General features: G+C 72.7%; 21 protein-coding genes. 14 read left to right on the top strand and 7 right to left on the bottom strand.

Annotation, left to right across the window (positions count from 1 at the left end; all coding sequences use genetic code 11):
• Positions 1-3: 3 nt before the first annotated feature.
• From EG812_RS21535 to EG812_RS21520, 4 genes are read left to right on the top strand one after another with little or no spacing between them, the layout of a single operon-like run.
• Positions 4-1,431, top strand: a complete 1,428-nt coding sequence (locus EG812_RS21535; protein WP_043720256.1) for a PfkB family carbohydrate kinase — start codon at positions 4-6, stop codon at positions 1,429-1,431.
• Entirely contained in the window at positions 1,428-2,123 is a 696-nt protein-coding gene (locus tag EG812_RS21530; RefSeq protein ID WP_013732650.1) for an SDR family oxidoreductase, read from the top strand. The genes EG812_RS21535 and EG812_RS21530 overlap by 4 nt, the downstream gene beginning before the upstream one ends.
• Positions 2,120-3,073, top strand: a complete 954-nt coding sequence (locus EG812_RS21525) for a glycosyltransferase family 9 protein (protein ID WP_013732651.1) — start codon at positions 2,120-2,122, stop codon at positions 3,071-3,073. The genes EG812_RS21530 and EG812_RS21525 overlap by 4 nt, the downstream gene beginning before the upstream one ends.
• On the top strand, positions 3,057-4,040 hold the full coding sequence (locus tag EG812_RS21520) for a DNA topoisomerase IB (protein ID WP_126712621.1): 984 nt from the start codon (positions 3,057-3,059) through the stop codon (positions 4,038-4,040). Before EG812_RS21525 ends, EG812_RS21520 begins: the two co-directional genes overlap by 17 nt.
• A gap of 7 nt (positions 4,041-4,047) precedes the next feature.
• On the opposite strand, the gene EG812_RS21515 is transcribed toward EG812_RS21520, so the two are convergent.
• The gene (locus EG812_RS21515; RefSeq protein ID WP_158632530.1) at positions 4,048-4,803 is read right to left on the bottom strand and encodes a TetR/AcrR family transcriptional regulator; all 756 of its coding nucleotides are present in this window, start codon (positions 4,801-4,803) and stop codon (positions 4,048-4,050) included.
• An 84-nt stretch (positions 4,804-4,887) separates the two neighbouring features.
• On the opposite strand from EG812_RS21515, the gene EG812_RS21510 reads away from it, so the two are divergent.
• Both EG812_RS21510 and EG812_RS21505 read left to right on the top strand, forming a co-directional pair.
• A complete protein-coding gene (locus tag EG812_RS21510) occupies positions 4,888-5,853 on the top strand; it encodes an ATP-binding cassette domain-containing protein (protein ID WP_126712583.1) in 966 nt (321 codons plus the stop codon).
• Positions 5,846-6,610 (top strand): ABC transporter permease, encoded by a 765-nt coding sequence (locus EG812_RS21505; RefSeq protein ID WP_013732655.1) that lies wholly within the window; start codon positions 5,846-5,848, stop codon positions 6,608-6,610. The genes EG812_RS21510 and EG812_RS21505 overlap by 8 nt, the downstream gene beginning before the upstream one ends.
• A gap of 85 nt (positions 6,611-6,695) precedes the next feature.
• Here EG812_RS21505 and EG812_RS21500 read toward each other — a convergent pair whose 3' ends face one another.
• The 3 genes from EG812_RS21500 to EG812_RS21490 form a co-directional block, all read right to left on the bottom strand.
• Positions 6,696-7,199 carry a hypothetical protein gene (locus tag EG812_RS21500; protein WP_013732656.1) on the bottom strand — a complete coding sequence of 168 codons (504 nt, stop codon included), beginning with the start codon at positions 7,197-7,199 and terminating at the stop codon, positions 6,696-6,698.
• A gap of 69 nt (positions 7,200-7,268) precedes the next feature.
• Positions 7,269-8,900, bottom strand: coding sequence for a RecQ family ATP-dependent DNA helicase (locus EG812_RS21495; RefSeq protein WP_043720261.1), 1,632 nt, complete (start codon positions 8,898-8,900; stop codon positions 7,269-7,271).
• A 57-nt stretch (positions 8,901-8,957) separates the two neighbouring features.
• The gene (locus EG812_RS21490) at positions 8,958-9,908 is read right to left on the bottom strand and encodes a TIGR03557 family F420-dependent LLM class oxidoreductase (RefSeq protein ID WP_126712582.1); all 951 of its coding nucleotides are present in this window, start codon (positions 9,906-9,908) and stop codon (positions 8,958-8,960) included.
• A 310-nt stretch (positions 9,909-10,218) separates the two neighbouring features.
• Here EG812_RS21490 and EG812_RS21485 point away from each other — a divergent pair, with 310 nt between their 5' ends.
• Complete coding sequence (locus tag EG812_RS21485; protein WP_126712581.1) at positions 10,219-11,730, top strand: glycoside hydrolase family 3 protein; 1,512 nt, start codon at positions 10,219-10,221, stop codon at positions 11,728-11,730.
• Here the strand turns inward: EG812_RS21485 and EG812_RS21480 are convergent.
• Positions 11,714-11,995 carry a GNAT family N-acetyltransferase gene (locus EG812_RS21480; protein WP_233579570.1) on the bottom strand — a complete coding sequence of 94 codons (282 nt, stop codon included), beginning with the start codon at positions 11,993-11,995 and terminating at the stop codon, positions 11,714-11,716. The genes EG812_RS21485 and EG812_RS21480 overlap by 17 nt on opposite strands.
• 76 nt (positions 11,996-12,071) lie before the next feature.
• On the opposite strand from EG812_RS21480, the gene EG812_RS21475 reads away from it, so the two are divergent.
• The 7 genes from EG812_RS21475 (at position 12,072) to EG812_RS21445 (ending at position 16,378) form a co-directional block, all read left to right on the top strand.
• Positions 12,072-12,431: a hypothetical protein gene (locus EG812_RS21475; protein WP_013732662.1), complete on the top strand. Its 360-nt coding sequence runs from the start codon at positions 12,072-12,074 to the stop codon at positions 12,429-12,431.
• 60 nt (positions 12,432-12,491) lie between these two features.
• Complete coding sequence (locus tag EG812_RS21470) at positions 12,492-13,313, top strand: DUF1206 domain-containing protein (RefSeq protein WP_126712579.1); 822 nt, start codon at positions 12,492-12,494, stop codon at positions 13,311-13,313.
• Positions 13,314-13,420: 107 nt separating this feature from the next.
• Entirely contained in the window at positions 13,421-14,611 is a 1,191-nt protein-coding gene (locus EG812_RS21465) for a mechanosensitive ion channel family protein (protein ID WP_013732664.1), read from the top strand.
• Between the two features lie 243 nt (positions 14,612-14,854).
• The gene (locus tag EG812_RS21460) at positions 14,855-15,325 is read left to right on the top strand and encodes a phage holin family protein (RefSeq protein ID WP_013732665.1); all 471 of its coding nucleotides are present in this window, start codon (positions 14,855-14,857) and stop codon (positions 15,323-15,325) included.
• Entirely contained in the window at positions 15,322-15,642 is a 321-nt protein-coding gene (locus EG812_RS21455; RefSeq protein WP_013732666.1) for a DUF3618 domain-containing protein, read from the top strand. Before EG812_RS21460 ends, EG812_RS21455 begins: the two co-directional genes overlap by 4 nt.
• On the top strand, positions 15,639-15,911 hold the full coding sequence (locus EG812_RS21450) for a DUF4235 domain-containing protein (protein WP_013732667.1): 273 nt from the start codon (positions 15,639-15,641) through the stop codon (positions 15,909-15,911). Before EG812_RS21455 ends, EG812_RS21450 begins: the two co-directional genes overlap by 4 nt.
• A 263-nt stretch (positions 15,912-16,174) precedes the next feature.
• A complete protein-coding gene (locus tag EG812_RS21445; protein WP_013732668.1) occupies positions 16,175-16,378 on the top strand; it encodes a cold-shock protein in 204 nt (67 codons plus the stop codon).
• Positions 16,379-16,477: 99 nt separating this feature from the next.
• Here the strand turns inward: EG812_RS21445 and EG812_RS21440 are convergent, their stop codons facing one another.
• Both EG812_RS21440 and EG812_RS21435 read right to left on the bottom strand, forming a co-directional pair.
• The gene (locus EG812_RS21440) at positions 16,478-16,753 is read right to left on the bottom strand and encodes a hypothetical protein (RefSeq protein ID WP_013732669.1); all 276 of its coding nucleotides are present in this window, start codon (positions 16,751-16,753) and stop codon (positions 16,478-16,480) included.
• On the bottom strand, positions 16,747-17,730 hold the full coding sequence (locus EG812_RS21435) for an aldo/keto reductase (RefSeq protein WP_013732670.1): 984 nt from the start codon (positions 17,728-17,730) through the stop codon (positions 16,747-16,749). The genes EG812_RS21440 and EG812_RS21435 overlap by 7 nt, the downstream gene beginning before the upstream one ends.
• Positions 17,731-17,758 lie beyond the last annotated feature (28 nt).

The raw sequence follows: 17,758 nt of genomic DNA, 5'->3' as shown, positions 1-17,758 counted from the left end.
AGCGTGACAGGACCCGTGGTGGTGCTCGGCGACACCCTGCTCGACCGCGACGTCGAGGGTGTGGTCAACCGGCTCTGTCCGGATTCACCGGTGCCGGTGCTCGACGAGATGGCGCACGTCGACCGGCCGGGCGGTGCCGGTCTGGCGGCCGTCTTCGCGGCGGCCCAGGGCGCCGAGGTGGTCCTGGTCACCGCGCTGGCCGACGACGCCGGTGCGGCCCGCCTGGGTGTGCTGCTGGCCGCGGCCGGGGTGCAGGTGTATCCGTTGCGGCTGGCCGGGGCCACCCCGGAGAAGATCCGGCTGCGCGCCGGCGGGCGGGTGCTGCTACGCCACGACCGAGGTGGTGGTGTCAGCGAGCCGGGGGAGCCCGCGGAGGCGGTGTTACGGGTGATCGACCGGGCGTCGGTGGTGCTGGTCAGCGACTACGGGCGGGGGGTGGCCCGCCAGCCGGCGCTGCGGGCGGCGCTGGCGGCGACCCGGGCCCCGGTGGTCTGGGACCCGCATCCCCGTGGGCCGGCGGCGGTGCCCGGGGTACGACTGGCGACGCCGAACGAGGCGGAGGTGCGGGAACTGGTGGAGGCGTCGCCGGGGGCGACCCGGTTGGCCACCGCCGCCGAGGGTGCCGAGCGGCTGCGGCAGCGGTGGCGGGCGGGCGCGGTCGCCGTGACGCTGGGTGCCGACGGCGCCCTGCTCAGCCAGGCCGGCTCGACCCCGTTGATGGTGCCCGCTCCGGTCTCCGCCGAGGGGGACACCTGCGGTGCGGGAGATCGTTTCGCGGCCACCGCCAGCCTCGCCCTGGCCGGTGGGGCGCTCGTCTCCGAGGCGGTGACCGAGGCGGTGACCGAGGCGTCGGCGTACGTGGCGGACGGGGGAGTGGCCACGGCGCTGCCGCAGCCGGTGCGGCGGGCCCCGCAGCCGGTGCACACCGCCGTCGCGGGGGACCGGGTCGGGGTGGCGGCGGCCGCCGCGGTGGTCGCCCGGGTCCGGGCCGCCGGTGGCACGGTGGTCGCCACCGGCGGCTGTTTCGACCTGCTGCACGCCGGTCACCTGGCCACCCTGCAGGCCGCCCGGCAGCTCGGCGACTGCCTGGTGGTGTGCCTCAACTCCGACACCAGCGTCAGCGGGTTGAAGGGGCCGGACCGGCCGGTCATCGGGCAGGCCGACCGTGGTCGGCTGCTGGCCGCGTTGAGCTGTGTCGACGCCGTGGTGATCTTCGAGGAGTCCACCCCGGCGGCGGCGCTGTCCTGGCTGCGACCGGACATCTGGGTCAAGGGTGGCGACTACGCCACCGGTGGCGCCGACGGTGAGGCGTTGCCCGAGGCGGAGATCCTGCGCCGCTGGGGCGGTCACAGCGTGGTGGTGCCCTATCTGGACGGTCGCTCGACCACCGGACTGATCGCCGCCACCCGGGCCACCGGAGCGCTGGCATGAGCGCCCCGGACACCGGCCGGACGGTGCTGGTCACCGGCGGATCCAGCGGTCTGGGGGCGGCGGTGGTCGCGGCGGTGGCCCGCTCCGGCGGCCGGCCCCTGGTGCTCGACCGGCAGCCGCCGGCCGACGGCGTGCCGTGGATCGAGTGCGACCTCGCCGACACCCGGGGTGCGGAGGAGGCCACCCGTCGGCTCGTCGAGCGCACGGGTGGGCTGGACGCGGTGGTCACGGCGGCGGGTATCGACGTGCCGGGCCGGCTGGCGGACGTGCCCGGCGAGACGTGGGACCGGATCGTCGCGGTGGACCTGCTGGCCACCGCCGCGGTGATCCGGGCGGCGCTGCCGTTCCTGGAGGCGTCGAGGGGGCACATCGTCACGGTGGCCTCCACTCTCGGGCTGAAGGCGGTCAGTGACGCGACGGCGTACTGCGCGGCGAAGTTCGGCGTGGTCGGGTTCACCCGGGCGCTCGCCGCCGAGCTGGCCGGGTCGGTGGGGGTGACCCTGCTGGTGCCGGGCGGGATGCGTACCGCCTTCTTCGACGACCGGGACGCGCAGTACCGTCCCGGGCCGGACGCGATCCTCAACGAGCCGGCGGACACCGCCGCCGCGATCATGTTCGCGCTCTCCCAGCCCGCCGGTTGCGCGGTCCGTGAGCTGGTCGTCTGCGCCGAGCAGGAGACCTCCTACCCGTGATCGTGGCGCTGCGTGCCCTGGGTGTCGGTGACCTCGCCACGGCGGTCCCGGCGTTGCGGGCGTTGCGGGCGGCGTACCCCGATCGTGAGTTGGTGCTCGCCGCGCCGGCCTGGCTCGCCCCGCTGGTGGAGCTGGTCGGTGGGGTCGACCGGGTGCTGCCGACCGCCGGGCTGGAGCGGCTGGCGTGGCCTGGGGCGGCGGTCGAGGTCGCGGTGAACCTGCACGGGCGGGGGCCGGACTCGCACCGGCTGCTGGCCGCCGTCGGCCCCGCCCGGTTGCTCGCTTTCGCCAACGCCGAGGCCGGGCATCTCGACGGGCCGGCGTGGGACGACGACGAGCACGAGGTGGCGCGCTGGTGCCGGCTGCTGGCCGCGTACGGCATCGCGGCCGACCCGACGGACCTGGACCTGCGTCGGCCGGCGACGACGAGTCTGCCCGCCGGGGTGACGGTGCTGCATCCGGGGTCGAAGGTGCCGGCCAAGTGCTGGCCACCCGGGCGGTACGCGGCGCTGGCCCGGACGTTGACCGAGCGGGGGCACCGGGTCGTGTTGACCGGCAGCGCGCGCGAGCGGGACACCGTCGCGCGGGTCGCGGCCGAGGCGGGCCTGCCGCCGGAGGCGGTCTTCGCCGGGCGCACCGACGTCGCCGGGTTGGCGGCGCTGGTCGCGGGCGCCCGTCTGGTGGTCAGCGGGGACACCGGGGTGGCCCACTTGGCCACCGGCTACCGCACTGCCTCGGTGGTGCTGTTCGGCCCGGTTCCGCCGAGCCGGTGGGGACCGCCGCCGGAGCGGCGGCGACACCGGGTGCTCTGGGCGGGCGGCGGGGCATGGCCGGACTGGGACGGGGTAGGCAGTCACCCCACGATGGCCGCGCTCGATCTCGACCAGGTGCTGGCGGCCGTCGACGAAGTGGAACGGGCGGTGCGTGCGGACCGTGCGGTTGCGGCGTAGCGATCCGGGTCGGCCGGGGTACGGACGCCGCCGGCGCGGCCAGGGCTGGTCGTACCTCGGGCCGGGCGGGGAACCGGTACGTGACCCCGACGAGCTGGCCCGGTTGCGGGCACTGGTCATCCCGCCGGCCTGGCGCGACGTGTGGATCTCGCCGTACCCCAACGGGCACATCCAGGCCATCGGCATCGACGCCGCCGGGCGTAAGCAGTACCTCTACCACCCGGTCTGGCGACAGCGTCAGGACCAGGCGAAGTTCGACCACGTGCTGGAGGTGGCCCGCCGGCTGCCGGTGCTGCGGGAACGGGTCGGTCACGACCTGTCCGGGCGAGGGCTGCGCCGGGAGCGGGTGCTGGCGACCGTGACCCGGCTGCTGGACATGGGCACCTTCCGGGTCGGCAGCGACCAGTACGCCGCCGGGGACGAACCGACCTTCGGGGTGGCCACCCTGCGCGCCGAGCACACCCGGTTGCGGCAGGGCTGTGTGGTCTTTGAGTTCCCCGCCAAGGGCGGCGTCGAGCAGGTGCGGCTGGTCTCCGACCCCGAGCTGTGTCAGGTGCTGGCCAACCTGCGTCGGCGGCGGCGCGCGGCGCAGCGGCTCTTCGGCTACTGGGACGGCCGGGACTGGCGCGACGTGCGTGCTGACGAGGTCAACGACTACCTGCGTGAGGCCAGCGGCGGGGAGATGACCGCGAAGGACTTCCGGACCTGGCACGCGACGGTACGGGCGGCCACCCAACTGGCTGCGCTGGGCACCCTGCGGTCGGTGACGGCCCGTCGCCGGGCGGTGGCGGGGGTGATGCGGGAGGTTGCGGAGCTGCTGGGCAACACCCCGACAGTGGCGCGTACGTCCTACGTGGACCCTCGGGTGGTCGACCTGTTCCACGACGGCGTGCTGGCGCCGGTGGACGGTGACGCCCCTCGCGAGCAGGCCGAGCGGGCGGTGTTGACGCTGCTGGAGGGGGCCTGAGGGCAGGTCAGCGCCGGGGTGGGCCCGAGGCGCGGCTGCGGATCAGCATCTCGACGCCGTCGAGCATCCGTTCGAGGCCGAAGCGCCACTCCTCGTCGGGGTGCTCCTCGTCGTCGAACGGCTCGGCCAGCAGCTCGTGGATGGCCGGGTACGGGCCGGGCGCGGTGAGCACGGCGAGGTTGCGCCAGTAGCGCAGGCCGACCTCGTCGGGGGTCTGCCCGGATCGGGCGGCGGCCTCGGCGAGATCCAGACTGATCATGGCCCAGCTGCGGGCGTACCCGCTGACCAGCATGATGGTGGAGATCCGCTCGGTGGCCCGTAGCCCGGTGCCCCGCAGGGCGACCAGCCCGTACTCGAACCAGCGGACCTGGTTCGGGTTGATCGGTGGACCGCTGATCGCCACGTGGCGCATCCAGGGCTGTCGGCGCAACGCGACGAGGTTGCCCTCACCCCAGCGGGCCAGGGCGGCTCGCCAGCCCTCGTCGGGGGCGCGGGGTGGTGGCGGCGGGCCGAATGCGGTGTCGACCATGAGATCGAGCAGGTCGTGCTTGGTCGGCACGTACCGGTACAGCGACATGGTCGACACGCCCAGCTCGCTGGCGACGCGGCTCATCGAGACCGCCGGCAGCCCTTCGGCCTGGGCGACCTGGATGCCGGTGGCGACCACCTGCTCCAGGCTGAGACTGCGCTTCGGGCCGCGACTCGACCGGTCGCGCAGCCCCCAGGCGAGCGCGATGTTCTCGGGCAGTTCGACGTCGTCCACTCCACCTCCCTTGACCGTCATCCTAGCCTCTGCGTATGGTCTACGCAGATAAGCGTATTGCATACGCAGTTAAGGAGAGTGATCATGGCGCACGGGCCGCCGGCAGTGGAACTGGAAGACCTGCGCAAGACCTACGGCAACCTGGTGGTGCTGGATCGGCTGACCATGCGGGTAACCGCCGGCGGCGTGCACGCGCTGCTGGGGCCCAACGGGGCGGGCAAGACCACCACGGTGCGGATCCTGGCCACCCTGACCCGGCCGGATTCGGGGACCGCCCGGGTCGCCGGGCACGACGTGCTGCGCCAGCGGCGGCAGGTGCGGCGGGCGATCAGCCTCGCCGGCCAGCACGCGGCTCTCGACGACGGGCAGACCGGCGTGGAGAACCTGACCATGCTGGCCCGGCTGGCCGGTCTGTCGCCCTCCGCCGCCCGTCAGCGGGCCGCCGCCCTGCTGGAACGCTTCGACCTGGTCGAGGCCGCCGGCCGGCGGGTACGGACCTACTCCGGTGGCATGCGACGCCGGCTCGACCTCGCCGCCAGCCTCGTCGGCACGCCGTCGGTGGTCTTCCTGGACGAGCCGACCACCGGGCTGGATCCCCGCAGCCGGCAGGGCCTGTGGGAGGTGATCGGCGACCTGGCCCGGGCCGGCGTCACCGTGCTGCTGACCACGCAGTATCTGGAGGAGGCGGACCGCCTCGCCGACCGGATCACCGTGCTGCACCAGGGTCGGCTCGCCGCCGAAGGCACCGCCACCGAGCTCAAGCAGCGCTTCGGCGCCCAGCGGCTGGAGTTGGTATGGCGGGACGCGGTCGCCTTCGAGCAGGCGGCGCAGCGACTCGGCGACCGGGTCACCCACCGCGACCCGGCCCGGCGAGAACTGTCGGTGACCACCGACGGCAGCGCGCCGGACGTCCGACGCCTGCTCGACGACCTCGACCCGGACCAGCACGGGGTGGTCCGGTTCACCGTCCGGGAGGCGACGCTGGACGACGTCTTCCTCACCCTCACCGGCCGACCGACCGGCGCGCCGCAGGAGGTGGCGAATGTCTGAGCTCGCGGTACGGGGTACGCAGACCGCGGTGATGATCAGCCGCTGCGTCCGGCTGTCCCGGCGCAACGTCGACGCACTGCTCACCTCGCTGGTGCTGCCGGTGCTGCTGATGCTGCTCTTCGTCTACCTCTTCGGCGGGGCGATCGAGACCGGCTCGGCGTACGTGACCTACGTCGTGCCCGGCGTACTGCTGCTCTGTGCGGGCTTCGGCGCGGCGGGCACCGCGGTGAGCGTGACCACCGACCTGACCGAGGGGATGATCGAGCGGCTGCGCACGATGGACGTCGGCGCCACCTCGATCCTCGCCGGTCACGTGGTGGCGAGCGTGGCCCGCAACCTGGTCGCCACGACGCTGGTGCTGGCGGTGGCCGTCGCCATCGGGTTCCGTCCGGCCGTCGCGCCACTGCGCTGGCTGGCCGCAGCCGGGCTGCTGGTGTTGTTCGTGCTGGCGGTGTCCTGGCTGTCCGCGGCGTTCGGCCTGCTGGCGCGCACTCCCGAGGCGGCCAACGGCTACACCTTCCTGGTGATGTTCCTGCCCTATCCGAGCAGCGCGTTCGTGCCGGTGGAGACGATGCCCCGGTGGCTACGCGGCTTCGCGGAGCACCAGCCGGTCACGCCGGTCATCGAGTCCCTGCGCGGGCTGCTGCTGGACACGCCGGTCGGATCGGCGCCGGTCCGCGCGCTGGCCTGGTTTCTCGGCATCCTGGCCCTCGGGGTGGTGCTCTCCGCGGTGCTGTTCCGCCGCCGGGTCGCCTGACCTGCCGTCGCGGTCGGCGAAGCGGGCGGCACGTGGTCCGACGCAGACGTACGGCGGCGCTGCACAGCGCCGCCGTACGGTCGAATCAGTCGTCGAGAACCTGCGCCAGCCGGTCGCGGAAGCGTCGCTCCGACGGGCTGACCTGGCTGCCGCCCAGGCCGAGGACCCCGCCGCTGCTGGCCGCGCCGACGACCCGCTCGGCGATCTCCACGAGCCAGTGCCGGTACGCCCCGGCCTCACCGGAGTCGACCTTGGCCGCCAACAGCGCCATCGCCTCCTTCGCCCGGACCAGCACGTCTTCGGCGTAGGCGCGCGGGTCGGCGGGGGCGATGGCGGGCAACTCCTCGCCGGCCTCCGGGTCGCCCACCCGGGTCACCAGCTCACCGGCGACCGCCGCCACCAGCGGGCTGGCCGACTCCCGACCGGCGGAGATGCTCTCCAGGCCGGCGGCGCTCTCGGCCATCGTCGCCCTGGTGCCGTCGGACTCGGCGGCGCTCGCCGCGGTGAGCACCGACTGCGGCAGACCGACGAGCAGCCCCCACTCCTCGTCAGTGAAACCGAAACCGGTGTACGCCGGCTCTTCGATCATGTGCCCTCCCGCTCGTCGTCGGTCTCCTCGCCGCACCCGGGCAAGGGTGCGGCCGATGGCTGGCCCAGGTTAGTCCAGCGACAGCAGCCCCTGTTCGGACACCACGCTGACCGACAACGTCTTGTACCCGACCTCGTCGAACAGCACAGTCATCCGGCCTTCCTCGTAACTGAGCACCAGGCCCGCACCCCACTCCGGATGCCGGACCTGGCTGTGCACCGGGAACGGCCCCACCGCGCCGTCGTCGGCGACGCTGGTGCCGGCGTGACAGTTGTCGCAGTGCCCGCAGATCGCGCTCATCTGCTCACCGAAGTACGCCAGCAGGGTCTGGCCACGGCAGGCGTTGGTCTCGGCGAAGGCGCGCATCATGTCGGTGCGCGAGCGGGTGAGGTTCTGCTGCCGCTCGGCCTCGGCCAGGGCCGCCTCGGCGGCCTGGACCGGGGTGGGGGAGTAGCGGGGCGCGCCGACCCGCTGCCCGGCGCGCGGTTGCGCGGCGCCCACCTGCTCCAGCAACGCCAGGTACTGGCCGAGCTTGCGCGGCCCCAGGCCGGTGGTCTCGCGCAGTTCCTTACGGGTGGTCGGGCCACTGCGCAGCAGCGCCGCCAGGTCGCGTAGCTCGGTGACGTCCGGCAGGCCGCCGCTGAAGTACCGCTGCAACCCGACGTCCTCGGCCTGCCAGAGCAGCAGGACCCGGGCGGGCTGGCCGTCGCGTCCGGCGCGACCGATCTCCTGGAAGTAGCTGTCCGGCGAGTCGGGCAGCGCCATGTGCACCACCCAGGCGATGTTGGGCTTGTCGATGCCCATGCCGAACGCCGAGGTGGCCACCATGATCGGCACCTGGTCGGCGAGGAACGCCTCGTGCAGCCGGGCACGCGCACCGCCGGCCATCCCGCCGTGGTAGTACTGCGCCGGGAAGCCGGCGGCGGTGAGCCGCTCGGCCAGCTCCTCGGCGGCCCGACGGGTCGGCACGTAGATGATGCCCGGCCGCTCGTCCTGCTCCAACAGCGCGATCAACCGACGCCACCGGTAGTCCTCGGTCGGACAGTGCGCCACCTCGAAGAAGAGGTTCGGCCGGTCCAACCCGGACACCACGATCTCCGGGTTGCGCAGCCGTAGCCGGGCGACGATGTCCTCGCGTACCGGCGGGGAGGCGGTGGCGGTCAGCGCCACCACCGGGGGCCGGCCGATGCCCTCGATGAGCTGGCCGAGGGCCAGGTAGTCCGGGCGGAAGTCGTGCCCCCAGGCGGAGATGCAGTGTGCCTCGTCGATGGCGACAAGCGCCGGTTTCAGGTCGCGGACCTCGGCCAGCCGCTGCGGGTTGGCCAGCTGCTCCGGGGTGATGAAGAGGAACTCGGCCCGCCCGTCGCGGATCTCGGCGATCGCCTCGGCCTGCTGGCTGGGCGCCTCGTCCGAGCTGATCCGCACCGCGCGCAGCTCCGGTCGCTGCCGTTCGTTGAGCGCGGCGATCTGGTCCTGTTGCAGGGCGAGCAGCGGCGAGATCACCACGGTGGGGCCGGGGATCAGGCTGGCCGGAATCTGGTAGATCGCCGACTTGCCGGCGCCGGTGGGCAGGACCACCAGGGCGTCGCGGCGCTTCATCACGGCCCGCATGGCGGCGAGCTGGTTGGGCCGCAGGGTGCTCCAACCGAACAGGCTGCGAGCCGCGCGGCGCAACGACATCGAGTGCGTGGTCAGTTTCATCGAGGGCCGCAGGTACCCGGGCGCTGCCGCGCCGAAACCGGATACCGGAGTCGCCGGTCAGGTCAGTCGGGGCAGCACCTCCCGCTGGTACAGGTCGAGCAGCTCCTGCCAGTGCGGTCCGGTGTTGGCGACGTAGACCTCGTCGAAACCGGCCTTCGCGTACGCGTCGATCCGCGCCAGGTGTGCGTCGGTGTCGTTGCCGCAGACGATCGCCTCGCGCAACGCCTGCGGGTCGACCAGTTGGGCGGCCTGCTCGAAGTGCCGGGGCGAGGGCAGCACCTGCAACAGTTCGCCCGGGATCGCCTCGGTCGGCCACCGCTCGTACGCCAGCCGTACGCCCTCCTGCTCGGTCGGCGCGTACGCGGCCTTGAAGCCGGCCTGGCACGGCTTGTCGCCGCCGCCGTTGTCGCGGAACCGGCGCACCAGATCGGCGTCGGGCACGGTGTTGATGAAGCCGTCGCCGATGCGGGCCGCGAGGTCGACCGCCTTGGGGCCGAACGCGGAGACGTAGACCGGCGGAGGGGTCTCGGGCCGCGTGTAGAGGCGGGCGTGTTCGACCTGGTAGTGGCGCCCGTGGTGGTTGACGAACGTGCCGTCCCAGAGTTTGCGCATCACCTCGACCGCCTCCTCCAGCATCTCAAGTCGAATGCCGGCCTGCGGCCACCGGTCGCCGAGGATGTGCTCGTTGAGCGCTTCGCCGGAGCCGACCCCGAGGACGAAGCGTCCCTCGTGCAGCACCGCGCTGGTGGCCGCCGCCTGGGCCAGCACGGCGGGGTGGATGCGCGTGGTCGGGCAGGTCACCGCCGTGGTGACGGGCAGCCGGGTGACCTGGCTCAGCGCGCCGATCATGGACCACGCGAAGGGTGCCTGGCCCTGCGCGTCGATCCACGGGTGGTAGTGGTCGGAGATCCAGAGGGCGGCGAATCCGGCCCGTTCCGCGGCCCGTGCCTGGGCCAGCAGCTCCGCAGGCGCATACTCCTCAGTGGACAGAAAGTAGCCGATCTTCATGGGCTGCCCCTCGCTGTGTCGGTGTCTGCGGCAGGCGGTACCCCACGGTGTTCCGGTCACACCCGACGGGGGTCAGCGCCGGAACATCGCCCGGATCGCGAGGAGCAGCAGCAGGCCGCCGACCACCAGGCCGAGCAGGCGTACGCCGGGGATGTCGGCCGCGTTCGTCGCGTCGGCGAGCAGCAGTTCCATCCCCGCACTCTCGCGGGGCAGCGCTCCCAAGGCAACTGTAAGGTTTATTGACTATTCGTTGGCGCGGTGTGACCATGTCTGCACCGTCGGGTGGCGGTACGAGCGGAGGAGAGCGGGCATGAGCGCGTCCAACGGAAACCTGGCGGCGTTGGCGACGGCCGTTCTCCAGCCGGGTTTCGTCGGCACCGTCCCACCCGACTGGGTCCGCCGCTGGCTCGGCGACGGGCTCGGGTCGGTGGTCCTGTTCAGCCGCAACGTCGTCGACCCGGAGCAGGTCAGCGCGCTGACCGCCGCGCTGCGGGCGGAACGGCCGGACGTGATCGTCGCGATCGACGAGGAGGCCGGCGACGTCACCCGGATCGAGTCGGTGCGGGGCAGTTCCCGGCCGGGCAACCTCGCCCTCGGCATCGTGGACGACCCGGCGCTCACCGAGGAGGTCGCCCGCGACCTCGGGGCCGAACTCGCCGCCGCCGGAGTGACCCTGAACTACGCGCCGGACGCCGACGTCAACTCCAACCCGGACAATCCGGTGATCGGGGTCCGTTCCTTCGGCGCCGACGCCGCGCTGGTGGCCCGGCACACCACCGCCTGGGTACGCGGCCTTCAGTCCAGTGGTGTCGCCGCCTGCGCCAAGCACTTCCCCGGCCACGGCGACACCCACGTCGACTCGCACCATGACCTGCCCCGCATCACCGCCGACCGGGCCCGGCTGGACGCCGTCGAGCTGGCCCCCTTCCGGGCCGCTGTCGCCGCCGGCGTGCAGGCGGTGATGACCGGCCATCTGCTGGTGCCCGCGTTGGACCCGCACCTGCCGGCCACCTTGAGCAGCCGGATCCTCGGTGGCCTGCTGCGGGAGGAGTTGGGCTTCAGCGGGGTGGTGGTGACCGACGGGATCGAGATGCAGGCCGTGGCGGGCCGGTACGGCCTCGCCGGCGCCGTCGTACGGGCCCTCGCCGCCGGTGCGGACGCGATCTGCGTGGGCGGTGAGCACGCCGACGAGCAGACCGTCCGTCACCTGCGGGACGCCATCGTGGCCGCGGTCGTCACCGGGGACCTGCCGGAGGAGCGGCTGGCCGAAGCGGCCAAACGGGTCGGTCAGCTCGCCGCCTGGACGGTGGCCGCCCGGGCGGCCGGGCCACTCGGCGATCCGGCCGACGGCACCGGTTCGGCGGTCGGTCTGCACGCGGCCCGTCGGGCCGTCCGGATCACCCGGACCGGCGGGGAGGCCGCGCTGCCGCTGGGCCGCGCCGCGCACGTGGTGGAGTTCGCGCCACCGCACAACATCGCCATCGGCGCGGACACCCCGTGGGGCGTGGCCGCACCGCTGGCCGAACTGCTGCCGGGCACCACCGTCGCCCGCTACACCGAGGCGGCGACGCCGGCCGACCCGGGCGCCGACGCCGCCGGCCGTCCCCTGGTCCTGGTGGTGCGGGACCTGCACCGGCACACCTGGATGCGCGCCGCCGTCGACCGGGCGCTGATCGCCCGCCCCGACGCGGTGGTGGTGGAGCTGGGAGTCCCCGCGCTGGTCACCGGGCCGGTGCACATCGCCACCCACGGCGCCACCCGGGCCGCGGGACGGGCCGCGGCCGAGGTGCTCAGCGGGGTCACGGTCACGTCAGGCTGGTGACCAGGTCGGCGTACTCGGGGTGGCGTTTGATGAACGCGGCCATGAAGGGGCACTGCGGCACGATCCGCTGACCCTGGGCGCGGAGCTGCTCCAGCGTGCCGCGCATCAGCGCCGAGCCCACACCCATGCCCTGGAACGCCGGGTCCACCTCGGTGTGGGTGAAGACCAGCGCCTCCCCGCGGGGCAGGTACGCGGTGAACCCGGCCAGCGCGTCGTCGACCAGGATCTCGTAGCGGTGTTTGGCGGCGTTCTCCTCGACCAGCATGCTCACGCCGCCCATTGTCCACCGGCCGGCGCGACGCCGACGGCGTTCGCCGGCGTCTCGTACGCTGGGCGACGTGATGAACCGACCCCCCGCCGGTAAGACTCCCCGCACCCGCAAACTCGTCGGTCTGCTCGCCGGCCTCGCCCTGGGCACGGCACTGCTGGCCGGTTGCAGCTCGGAAGGCGCCAGCACCAACTGCGGCCTGGACGCCTGCACGGTGACCTTCGACCGTGGCGTCGAGGCCAATGCCAACATCTTCGGCGTCGAGGCCAAGCTGGTCGGTGTGCAGAACGACCAGGTCACCCTCGACATCGCCGGTGAGCAGTTGACGTTGACCGTCGGCCAGCAGGCCGCCGAGGTCGGTGGCCTCGGGGTCACCCTGGACAGCGTCACCGATTCGCAGGTCGCGGTCCGGATCGCCCGCAACCCGGGCTGAGCGGTCACGGCGGGCGGCGGCCCACGTTTGGAAATCTTCGTGTTCGGTGATTGAGAGCCCATGTCTCTCACCCGGAACGCCGAAGCCACCGCCGCCCGTACGGCCGACAGCCGGTGGCTGGAACTCCTCGCCCGGGCCGGTTTCATCGGCTACGGGATCGTGCATCTGCTGTTCGGCTGGCTGGTCCTGCAGCTCGCGTTCGGCAAGTCTGCCGACGACGGCGACCAGTCCGGCGCGCTGCGTACCCTCGCGGCGCAACCCATGGGCAAGTTCCTTGTCATCGCGATCGCCGTCGGCATGCTCGCCATGGCGATCTGGCAGGCCCTCGAGGCGGCCGTCGGGCACCACGCCGCGCAGGGCAACGACCGGACCAAGGAGCGGGTCGTCTCCGCCGCCCGGACGGTCATCTACCTCTGGTTGGCCTGGACGGCCTGGAAGGTCTTCTCCAACGCCAACTCCGACAGCTCCTCCCAGCAGGAGGAGCTCACCGCGCGGATGATGGAGTCCAGCGGTGGCCGCTGGCTGGTCGGCCTCGCCGGTCTGGTGCTCGCCGGCGTCGGTGTCGGCATGGTCATCTACGGGGCCAAGAAGAAGTTCATGAAGCGGCTGAAGACCGGCGAGATGAACGCCCGGACCACCCAGCTCGCCCGCCGTCTCGGCATGGCCGGCTACATCTCCCGGGGCAGCGCCTTCGCGGTCACCGGTCTGCTGGTCGTGCTGGCCGCGGTCAACTACGACCCGGAGAAGGCCCGTGGCCTGGACGCCGCGCTGCGGACGCTGCGTGACCAGCCGTTCGGCACCATCCTGCTGATCCTTATCGGCCTGGGCATCGCCGCCTTCGGCGTCTACTGCTTCCTCCAGTCCCGCTACCGCAAGGTCTGAACCCTCCGGCCGGCCACCGCGTCCCCAGCGGTGGCCGGTGACGGCGATCCGAGGCAACATGGCCCCTTTGTGCGGATCTTGTCGTCGGACCGGAGGGAGAGGAACACGTGCACAGCTACCTGGTTACGGTCGTCGCCGCGCTCGTCGCGGCGGCGGCCGCTGTCGTGGTCGTCGAGGTGGTGCATCGGCTGATCGGACGGTGGGGACGGCGGTCGGTGCTGCTGACCGAGTTGGCCGAGCACGCGCACCGCGCCGCACAGGTGACCGCGACGGTGCTGTCCGTGCAGTTCGCCGTCCGTTTCAGCACCGGCTACGCCGTCGACGCCACCTGGCGGCGGGTACTGCTGCATCTGCTGGTGCTCGCGGTCATCGCCGCCGGCGCCTGGCTGGTCGCCGCCCTGCTGGTGGTGGTCGAGGACACCGCGCTGGCCCGGTTCCGCGTCGACGTGCCCGACAACCGGCACGCCCGCCGGGTACGCACCCAGGTCGTCATGCTCCGCCGGGTCACCATCGTGGTGATCGTGATCCTCACCCTCGGCGTGATGCTGATGACCTTTCCCGCGGTCCGCGGCATCGGTGCCGGTGTACTGACCAGCGCCGGGGTGGTCGGTATCGTCGCCGCGCTGGCCGCACAGAGCCTGCTCGGCAACCTCTTCGCCGGGCTGCAACTGGCCTTCAGCGACGCGGTCCGCCTCGACGACGTGGTGGTGGTCGAGGGGGAGTGGGGCCGCATCGAGGAGTTGACCCTCAGCTACGTGGTGGTGCAGATCTGGGACGACCGGCGGCTGATCCTGCCCACCTCCTACTTCACCAGCACCCCGTTCCAGAACTGGACCCGGACCGAGGCCGCCGTGCTGGGCACGGCCGAGTTCGAGGTCGACTGGTCGGTGCCGGTGCAGGCCATGCGGGAGGAGTTGCGTCGCCTGGTGGAGGGCACCGACCTGTGGGACGGCCGCGTCTGCGTACTCCAGGTGACGGACGCGACCGGCGGCATGATCAAGATTCGCGCGTTGGTGAGCGCCGCCAGCGCCGGCGCGTTGTGGGACCTGCGCTGCCTGGTCCGCGAACACCTGGTGGCCTGGGTACGCGACCAGCGGCCCACCGCGATGCCCCGGCTGCGGGCCGAGGTCGGCGACGGCGCCGGCACCCTGCCCTGGCAGTGGGTGCGGCCCGCACGGGCCCCACGCCGTCGCTCCGACGTGCCGGACGACGCGCGCCTCTTCGGTGGCAGCGACGACGGCGAGGCCCGCAGCGAGGCGTTCGTCGGCCCCGACGAACCCGCCGAGGCGCGCCACTGACCCGGCGCCGGCCGCGTCGGCGCGGGACGTCGCGGCACCGGCGGTGGCGCGCGGACGTCCCGGCACTCGGTCGACCGTCGGATTTCACATCCGGCTCGGTGGCGTCCGTTTGCCGGCGCGTTTTCTGGGGACCTGCTGCGGGACGCTTCTGTCCCATCTCGGTGCTGCGCCGGGTGACGAGTCGAGGATTGACCGGCGGCGAGTTCGGGCATACAGCGCGGTGATGAACGAGAGGGGGACAGCATGGCCGACGTGGCGAACATCCGGACATCCCACAACGGGAGGACATCCCACAACGGGAAGACCGCCCATCTCGGGAGCGAACCGTCCACCGCCGAGCTGGTCCAGCGGGCGGCCGAGCAGGTCTCCCGGCTGGTGCGCGACGAACTCACGCTAGCCCGCGCCGAGCTGACGGAGAAGGGCAAGCGCGCCGGTATCGGTGCCGGTCTGCTCGCCGGCGGCGGCGCGTTCGCGTTCTTCGGTCTCGGTGCGCTGGTGACCACCGCGATCCTGCTGCTGGCCCTGGTGCTGCCGGCGTGGGCCGCCGCGCTGATCGTGGCGGTGGCCATGTTCCTGATCGCCGGCGTGCTGGCGCTGATCGGACGCCGTCAGGTCAGCCGGGCGGTGCCGCCGGTGCCGCAGGCGACCGTGCGCAGCCTGCGCGCCGACGTCGACGTGGTCAGCGCCGCGGTGAAGGACAGGGGACGGGCATGACGCGCAACGGCACCGGCGACACCGAGGCGCTGCGGGCGGAGATCCAGCGGACCAGGGTCGAGTTGGGCGAGACGATGGAGGCGCTGGCCGCGAAGGCCGACGTCAAGAAGCGGCTGAAGTCCTCTGCGGACCAGGCCCGGGAGCGGGTGCGTGACCAAGCCGCGATGACCGTCGCCCGGGTCCGTGCACAGACCGGCCTGCGCCGGGAGATGTCCGCAGACGGGGCTCGCGGCGGTCCGGCACCCTTCGTGGCGCTGGCCGCCGGCGCGGTCGTCGCCGCGGTGATTCTGGCCATCATCCAGGGGAGGCGTCGATGAGCAAGGGCATCGGCAAGGCCGCCTATCGGCCGGTCGGGGTGCTGATGGGCATCGCCGCCGGTGCCATCGCCGGCAGCATCTTCCGTCAGGTGTGGAAGATGACCGCCGGAGACGGCGAGGCGCCCAACGCGACCGATGAGGACCGTCGCTGGGGTGAGATCCTCGCGGCGGCGGCCCTGCAGGGAGCAATTTTCGCGGTGGTACGGGCCGCCGTGGACCGCGGCGGAGCGGTGGGCGTACGCCGCCTGACCGGCAGTTGGCCGGACTAGAACGGCCGCGCGCAGGGCACTTTCGACTCATGCACAGCCACCGCCGAGCGGTCCCGACGTATCCGTCAGGTCACATGTCGGAGAATTTCGTCCGGTAGGCTGTGCAGAGTTTTTGCGTACGTGGTTTGCTGTTCCACGCTGTTGAGAGATGGCGTGGTTGAGAGAAGCTCTCCTTCACCGGGGGCCGCCTCAGGCACCGCTGCTCGAAAACGGCCAACCGGCCGCACGGCGTGCTGGGCCGCCAGTTTTAGAAGGAGATACACATGGCGCAGGGAACCGTGAAGTGGTTCAACGCTGACAAGGGCTTCGGCTTCATCACCGTCGACGGCGGGGGTGCAGACGTGTTCGTCCACTTCTCGGCCATCCAGTCCAGCGGCTACCGCACGCTGGAGGAGAACCAGCGGGTGGAGTTCGAGATCGCCCAGGGCCAGAAGGGTCCGCAGGCCGAGCAGGTCCGCCCCCTCTGAGAACACCGGTCGGCGGCTGCCGGCCAGTGGCGAGGCCGCCCCACACATCGGTGTGAAGCCCCGCGTTCCGACAGGACGCGGGGCTTTTTCCTGCCCACCTCAGGCAGGCGGTCCCGATCCTCGGCGGTTGCGGGCGCGCGCGCCCAGCCAGAGCAGGACCAGGCCGGCCAGCATCAGCACCGGGCCGATGACGGCCCAGATCCGCTGGCCGGCCATCACGCTGCCCTCGACATAGCCCAGCCCCTGCACCGTGCAGGCCGCACCGAGGACCACGCCCAGCAGGCCGAGGGTGAGCCGGAACCATCCGCTCATCGCGATCTCCTGGTCGTCGGGCCGGCGAGGCGCGACGCTGTCGGCCGGTGTGTCACTCACCATCGGTGATGCACCTGCGGCCGGATCAGCTCGTCGTAGACCGAGGCCACCTCGGCCAGCTCCGATGTCGACAGTGGCGGTTGATCGGCTGCGGCGACGTTGGCGCGGGCCTGTGCCGCGTCCCGGGCACCGGGGATCACCACGGTGACGCCCGGCTGGTCGAGCACCCAGCGCAGCGCGAACTGGGCCATCGTCCGGTCGTCGCCGACCAGCGGGGCGAGGCGGCGTACGGCGGCCAGGCCGGTGGTGAAGTCGACGCCGGAGAACGTCTCGCCGACGTCGAACGCCTCCCCGTGCCGGTTGTACGAGCGGTGGTCGTCGGCGGCGAAGGTGGTGTGCTCGTCGTAGCGGCCGGAGAGCAGACCGCTGGCCAGCGGCACCCGGGCGATGATGCCGACACCGGCGTTCGCGGCGGCCGGCAGCACCCGCTCCAGCGGCTTGTGGCGCAGCGCGTTGAGGATGATCTGGACGCTGGCCACCCCGGGGCGGGCGATCGCGGTCAGCGCCTCGTCGCAGGTCTCCACGCTGACGCCGTACGCGGCGATGCGCTTCTCCTCGACCAGGGTGTCCAGGGCGTCGAAGACCGCGTCGTCGGCGAAGACCACCGTCGGCGGGCAGTGCAACTGCACCAGGTCCAGAGTGTCCACGCCGAGGTTGGCCCGGGACCGGTCGGTCCAGGCGCGGAAGTTGTCCAGGGTGTACGCCTCGGGGGTCTGCGGCACGCGGCGGCCCATCTTGGTCGCCACGGTCAGCGCGGTGTCCGGGCGGGCGGCCCGGAAGCGGCCGATGAGCTGCTCGCTGCGCCCGTCGCCGTACACGTCGGCGGTGTCCAGGAAGGTGACGCCGGCCTCGACCGCGGCATCGAGCACCGCCATCGCGTCGTCCTCGCTGACCGTGCCCCAGTCGGCACCGAGCTGCCAGGCGCCGAGGCCGACCACGCCGGCCTGCCGACCCAGTCGGGGGAAGGTGCGTTGCTCCATGAGGCTGAGCCTAGTTGCTCACTTGCTG

The sequence above is a fragment of the Verrucosispora sp. FIM060022 genome (assembly GCF_003977705.1).
Lineage (GTDB): Bacteria > Actinomycetota > Actinomycetes > Mycobacteriales > Micromonosporaceae > Micromonospora > Micromonospora gifhornensis.
This window is presented reverse-complemented; position numbering and strand designations above follow the sequence as displayed.